The 3,169-nt window shown below is 71.1% G+C and carries 3 protein-coding genes; all 3 read left to right on the forward strand.

Going from position 1 to position 3,169, the window contains the following annotated elements:
* The coding region (locus VF665_RS08570) for a HAMP domain-containing sensor histidine kinase (protein ID WP_331052999.1) at nucleotides 1–765 on the forward strand (765 nt) is incomplete at its 5' end.
* Nucleotides 766–1,441: 676 nt separating this feature from the next.
* Entirely contained in the window at nucleotides 1,442–1,609 is a 168-nt protein-coding gene (locus VF665_RS08575) for a hypothetical protein (RefSeq protein ID WP_331053000.1), read from the forward strand.
* Between the two features lie 153 nt (nucleotides 1,610–1,762).
* Nucleotides 1,763–3,097 (forward strand): hemolysin family protein, encoded by a 1,335-nt coding sequence (locus VF665_RS08580; RefSeq protein WP_331053001.1) that lies wholly within the window; start codon nucleotides 1,763–1,765, stop codon nucleotides 3,095–3,097.
* Nucleotides 3,098–3,169 lie beyond the last annotated feature (72 nt).

Below are 3,169 nucleotides of genomic sequence, written 5' to 3' on the forward strand. Positions count from 1 at the left end.
GCCCGCCGCGCCGCGCTGGCGCTGGAGAACGCGCGGCTGTACGAGCAGGCGCAGGCCGCCGTCCGCGCGCGCGACGACGTGATGGCCGTGGTCTCGCACGACCTGCGCAACCCCATCAACGCCGTGGTGATGGCCTCCGCCGTGCTGCAGGAGTTCGGCGACACGGAGCGGCTGACGGAGCGCGACCGGCGGCAGCTGGACGTGATCCGCCGCAGCGCCGAGCAGATGAACGCGCTCGTGCAGGACCTGCTGGAGGTGGCGTCGCTGGAAAGCGGGGCCATGGTCATGAACCCGCGCCCCGTGTCGCCCGGCGTGCTGCTGAGCGCCGCGGACGAGATGTTCGCGGGCACGGCGCAGGAGCGCGGGCTTGCGCTGGAGTGCGCCCGGCCCGACGGCGTTCCCCAGGTCGCGGCGGACTACGGGCGGGTGCTGCAGGTGTTCAGCAACCTGCTGGGAAACGCCCTCAAGTTCACGCCCTCCGGCGGAACGGTGTCGCTGGGGGCCGCGCGCGTGGCGGGATACGTCCGGTTCTGGGTGACGGACACCGGCCCGGGGATCGAGCGCGACCACCTGCCGCGCCTGTTTGACCGCTTCTGGCAGGCGCGGCGGGGGCACGGGGCCGGCGCGGGGCTGGGGCTCTCCATCGCGCGCTCCATCGTGGAGGCGCACGGGGGGCAGATCTGGGCGGAGAGCGTTCCCGGCGAGGGCACGACGTTCCACTTCACCCTGCCGGTGGCGCCCGCCGCGGCGGCGGGCGCGGAGTAGGACGGTTCCGTACGTCGGTGAGGCTCGGCGGGATCCGGGGGCTCCGGACGATCCGCCGCCCCCCCCAAGGTTCACATCACGCACCCACCCTCCCCCGGAACAGACCGGGGAGGGTGGTTTTTTGGCGAAGGGATTGGTGATGACGGCGGGGCGTTGGCTCGGCCACGGACGGTCCTGAGCGGATGAATCCGCCGCTCCAGAAGCGGGAAGCCCCGCCTCGTTGCCGCTGACGCATCCACGCTCGGCGCTTCAACGGAACGGGGGTTCGAGTGCCGGTGTGAGCGGCGTGGCGTCGGCCCGGCGGTTCAAACCGCGCCTCGAAAGACACGAAGTCCGCCTCCGCGGACTGCGGGGGGGGGGGGGGGAGGCGGCTTGCGCGCGCCAACCGGGCGTGGTGCACCGAACCACCCCCTGTGCCGAACGGCTCCCCCTGTCCAGCGGAGCGAGTGCAGGGATTGGGCGAAAGGCGCCTCCCTCGGCCGCGCGGCACCGTCCGGCCCGCTCCACACCGTCCCGGGCATGCGACCCTGCGGGCACCTTTCGCAGCGGACGCATCTAAACTGTTGCGCCGCAACGGCCAACAGAGTAAATTTCCGTTTCCTCCAAGTGCCTCCCTGATGCTGGACCCGAGTGCGGCACGAATCCGCACCGGCTTTCCTTACGTGGCGTCCCGCAAGTGACTCAGACTACCAGCTCCCCTCCGGAGCAGCCGTCGCCGCAGCAGCGCACGCAGGAGATCGTGCAGCGCGCCCGCGACATCATCGAAAAAACCCGCGAGCTCATCCGCCGCACGCAGCAGGCGGTGGACCACGCGGATCGCGATACGCCCCCGTCCGCGCGCTGAGCCGGGCCGGGAAGCGAACACATTCGTCCGCGGCGGGCGGGATCCACGGATCCCGCCCGCCGTTTGCATGCGCGCGGAACTGGACCGCGACGGCGCGGGGCGGCTATGTTGCCCGGGGGTCGGACGGAACGGATCACCGCAACGAGGCAACCGATGGGGAGTATCGGCACGGAGGTGCTGATCGTGATTCTGCTGCTGGTGGCCAACGGCGTGTTCTCCATGTCGGAGATCGCCGTGGTTTCCGCGCGCAAGACGCGGCTGCAGCAGCGCGCCGAACAGGGTGACGCGGCCGCCGCGCGCGCGCTGCAGCTGGCCGAGTCGCCCGAGCGCTTTCTGGCGACGGTGCAGGTGGGCATCACCCTGGTGGGCACGCTGGCCGGCGCCTTTGGCGGCGCGCGCATCGCCGAGCCGCTGGCCGCCTCGTTCCGGGGCACGCCCTGGCTGGCGCCGTACGCCGACGCCGTGGCCATCACGCTGGTGGTGCTGGCCATCACCTACCTGTCGCTCATCATCGGCGAGCTGGTGCCCAAGCAGTTGGGGCTGCACAACCCGGAGCGTACCGCCGCGCTGGTGGCCGGCCCCATGCACTTTCTGTCGCGCGCCGCGGCGCCGCTGGTGTGGGTGCTCACCAGCAGCACGGGGCTGGTACTGCGCCTGTTCCGGCTGGAGAAGAACGACGAGCCGCCGGTGACGGAAGCCGAGATCAGCGTGCTGCTGGAGCAGGGCACGCAGGCGGGCGTGTTCGAGGAAGAAGAGCAGGAGCTGGTGGAGCGGGTGTTCTGGCTGGGCGACCAGCGCGTGGTGAACCTCATGACGCCGCGGCACCGGGTGGCGTGGCTGGACGTGAACGACGCGCCGGACGAGAACCGCGCGCAGATGGTGGCCAACCGCCTGTCGCGCTACCTGCTGTGCGACGGCGACATCGACCGCATTCTGGGCGTGGTGGCCACCAAGGACCTGTGGGCGGCGGAGCTGTCGGGCACGCGGGTGGAGGACCTGCGCCCCTTCGTCCGCCCGCCGCTGGTGGTGCCGGAAAGCACGCGCGCGCTGGACCTGCTGGAGCGCTTTCGCGAGAGCCCCACGCACATGGCCATCGTAGTGAATGAGTACGGCGGCACGGAGGGGATCGTGACGCTGAACGACCTGCTGGAGGAGATCGCGGGGGAGATGGCCAACTTCGGCGGCCAGCCCGTCGCGCCGCCGATCGTGAAGCGCGAGGACGGGTCGCTGCTGATTGACGCGTCGCTCCCCATGGAGGAGTTCCGCGAGGCGCTGGACCTGCCGGAGCGCCGCGACGAGCACCGCGAGTACCGCACCGTCGGCGGCTTCGTGTTCGCGCGGATGGGCCGCGTTCCCCGCCCCGGGCAGCACTTCTACGCGGAGGGATACCGCGTGGAGGTCGTGGACATGGATGGGAACCGCGTGGACAAGGTGCTGGTGCAGCGGGCGCGGCCGGAGGGTGCGGTGCCGCGGGAGGATAGTGCGTGAAGGGAGTGCGTGAGTGCGGAGTGCGGAGTGCGGAACTGAAGTACGAGAGTACGAAAGTACGAGAGTACGAAA

Source organism: Longimicrobium sp. (genome assembly GCF_036387355.1).
Taxonomy (GTDB): Bacteria; Gemmatimonadota; Gemmatimonadetes; order Longimicrobiales; family Longimicrobiaceae; genus Longimicrobium.

Bases quoted from the DNA above. Each gene is read 5' to 3' on its own strand.
- VF665_RS08580 (WP_331053001.1), top strand. From the start codon at position 1,763: ATGGGGAGTATCGGCACGGAGGTGCTGATCGTGATTCTGCTGCTGGTG.